Genomic DNA, 409 nt, shown 5'->3' with positions numbered 1-409 from the left:
GAACGCACTTCTTCATTTTTGCTGCGACTTAATTGTAGCCCTAACAAAGAAGAAACTGTACCAAGAGAATTGCCAATGCGGTGGCTTGCATCCTGTAACAATATTTCAACACGTTGGCGTTCTTTTTCAGCATGATTACGAGCTCTTTCCAATTCTTGTGTCCGTTCTTTTACACGTGCTTCAAGAGCAGCATTTTCACTATGAAGCAACAATTGATACATTTTTAAAGAACGTATATCGCGACGAAAACGATTAATAACAAAATAAGCAGAAATAAAAGTACTCACAACAGAAACAATCGCTGCCAATGTTAAAGCAGCCCGCATAAATGCTATACCTTCGCGCTGTTTTTGCCGCACCACATCATCACCATTAATAAAGCTTGTCATCAATTGCGCTAAACGCGCCA

General features: G+C 39.9%; 1 protein-coding gene. It reads right to left on the bottom strand.

Going from position 1 to position 409, the window contains the following annotated elements; genetic code table 11:
* A partial coding sequence (locus J7R05_RS08585; protein WP_281388239.1) for a histidine kinase dimerization/phosphoacceptor domain -containing protein occupies positions 1-409 on the bottom strand: 409 nt, incomplete at both ends.

Source organism: Bartonella capreoli, from assembly GCF_902813205.1.
Taxonomy (GTDB): domain Bacteria; phylum Pseudomonadota; class Alphaproteobacteria; order Rhizobiales; family Rhizobiaceae; genus Bartonella; species Bartonella schoenbuchensis.
The sequence above is the reverse complement of the archived record's forward strand: the minus strand, read 5'-3'. Positions and strand labels throughout refer to the sequence as shown.